A 2,235-nucleotide genomic window follows, 5' to 3' on the forward strand; every position below is an offset into this window, starting at 1 on the left:
ATGTTTTCAGGTTCTTTTCTGTCATTATGTGTTACGGAAAAGACGAAATTTTTAATAGGCTCGCTACTTGATACGTTATAAACACCATTTTTACCATTGTTGGTTTTAAATGAAGCCTTAATAGCTGTAATCTCACCCTTAGAATTTTTTTTAATTTTAGAGAACTTTAAATCTATTGTGTACTTTTCTTTTAAAGTTGAGACTCCCTTATCTAAATACTCATCTGTGGAGTTTTTATTAATAAAAAACTCATAATTATTAATTGTTATCCCATGACTAACAGTTGAATTATTTTTTGTGGTTTGAGCAATAGTTTTAGTGTTAAAAAGGATAATAAATGCTACAAGTAGTGGTGCAATTATAGCGTATTTAAGTGCATTAATTTGATTTTTGTTGATTTAACATAACGATTCGTTTTTTGATTAATGAATTATAAAATGTATTTGTAATTGATGTTTTTTGGTAATAATGACATGTTTGATCTAGCAATAAATATTGATAAGCTTTTTTATCATCAAGTATATTTATGCTTTCCGCATCAGTAATAAATTCTAGATTCTGGCTAATAATTTTTTTGTAAAGCCAAACAAACGGATTCACCCATTGATAGATACTAATTAACTGTACTAACAACATATCTATAGAATGTTTTTGTGAAGCATGTGTTTTTTCATGAATGAGAATTGCGTTGTAATTCTCACTTGAGTAAAGTTCAGGATTAATTACAATAGTATTGAAAAAAGAAAATGGATTTATATCTTCATTTGTTTGAGCAATAGTGTAACCACCATCTTTTGTAGTAATGCATTTATTAAGTATTTTTTTTAAAGAAATAAATTGAATTAGTAGGCGAACAGAGAAAAATACGACACCTAAAGTGTATATTGTAAATAATATCAGCGGCCAATTAATGATAAAAATGCTATCATTACTAGAAATACTATTTTTTACTTCGTGAAAAATTAAATTCTGTGGCGAAGAAATTATAACGGATTTTGTAAACTCCAAGAATGGGAGAAATGTACTAATAATAATACCGCCTAATAAGTAAAGTCTGTGAGTTTTAAAAAGTGTATCTTTTTTTAATATTGATGTAAATATCAACCAGAAAATAAAGAGAATTCCAGAGCTTTTTAAAAGATAAATTAAGAATGCTTCCATTATTTTTTATTTTCTATATGTTCGATAATCTCTTTAAGATCTGAAACAGATATCTTTTCTTCTGAAGCGAAAAAGGAAACAAGATTTTTATAAGAATTACTAAAATAATTTTCAATAGCTTGACTCATAAATTTTTTACGATAATCTTCTTTAGATATCAAAGGGTAGTATTGATGGGTTTTACCATATGCCACGTATGTAACATATTTTTTTTCTTCTAAATTTCTAATTATTGTAGATAATGTGTTGTAGTGGGGTTTGTCTTCCTTTATCTCAGCTAATACATCTTTTACAAATGCTTTTTTGAGATTCCACAAAATCATCATTATTTCTTCTTCTTTATTGGTAAGTTTTTTCATTTGAAAATTATTTACTTCTCAAATGTAACTATAAAAATAGTTTTAAAACTGTTTTTGTAGTTATTTAACTAAAATTTTAGGTTTCAAGTTGGTTTAAATAGGAAATGGAGGTGTCTATAAAACTATAGAATAATCTTTTTGAGATTTGGTTTTTGTGGTGTAGTTTTAAATATAAGCAACAGAAAATTACAACTTAATATTAATAAGAGATATTAATTTAGTGTAATAATATACAGTGTAGAATAAAAAAGTAATATTTAAAGGAACTTAAATATTTGAAGTTGAGCAGATTTAACGTATAAACTCTTTTAAAAAAATGAATTTACAAGTGTACTAGCGCTAATTGCTACTAAAAAGAATGCTAAAGTAATTAATATACTTATTAAAAAGCGTTTGATGTTTATGTGATCTGTCATATGTTTTTTAGTATCATCTTTCATGGCTCAATATTTAGTGGTTTTCTTACAGCAAAGATATTGTGCACATTTTCTTTATTAAACCACAATTCGGTGAATGGTAGTTTTATATAGCTGGATTTACCAATTCTAAAGATTTAATAAATACAGTGGAAAACTTTTATGTAGCTCAGCTGAAAACTTTACGTTTTAGCGACTGCTAAATTTACTTTTTTGGTTTTTATTATGTTCAAAATCCAATCTTTCGGTTAATATTAGAAAAAAGAACAAGTAAAATAACAATTTATATGTGATTCCTA

Annotated in this window: 3 protein-coding genes; all 3 read right to left on the reverse strand. The window is 25.8% G+C overall.

What is annotated here, in order from left to right:
* Window positions 1-378: 378 nt before the first annotated feature.
* Complete coding sequence (locus KO500_RS14895; protein WP_215957356.1) at window positions 379-1,161, reverse strand: M56 family metallopeptidase; 783 nt, start codon at window positions 1,159-1,161, stop codon at window positions 379-381.
* Window positions 1,161-1,520, reverse strand: coding sequence for a BlaI/MecI/CopY family transcriptional regulator (locus KO500_RS14900; RefSeq protein WP_215957357.1), 360 nt, complete (start codon window positions 1,518-1,520; stop codon window positions 1,161-1,163). The genes KO500_RS14895 and KO500_RS14900 overlap by 1 nt, the downstream gene beginning before the upstream one ends.
* Before the next feature lie 308 nt (window positions 1,521-1,828).
* Window positions 1,829-1,960 carry a hypothetical protein gene (locus tag KO500_RS17520; protein ID WP_289847685.1) on the reverse strand — a complete coding sequence of 44 codons (132 nt, stop codon included), beginning with the start codon at window positions 1,958-1,960 and terminating at the stop codon, window positions 1,829-1,831.
* Window positions 1,961-2,235: the final 275 nt, after the last annotated feature.

Source organism: Cellulophaga baltica (genome assembly GCF_018861125.1).
GTDB lineage: Bacteria > Bacteroidota > Bacteroidia > Flavobacteriales > Flavobacteriaceae > Cellulophaga > Cellulophaga baltica_A.

Bases quoted from the DNA above. Each gene is read 5' to 3' on its own strand.
- KO500_RS14895 (WP_215957356.1), bottom strand. From the start codon at position 1,161: ATGGAAGCATTCTTAATTTATCTTTTAAAAAGCTCTGGAATTCTCTTT.
- KO500_RS14900 (WP_215957357.1), bottom strand. From the start codon at position 1,520: ATGAAAAAACTTACCAATAAAGAAGAAGAAATAATGATGATTTTGTGG.
- KO500_RS17520 (WP_289847685.1), bottom strand. From the start codon at position 1,960: ATGAAAGATGATACTAAAAAACATATGACAGATCACATAAACATCAAA.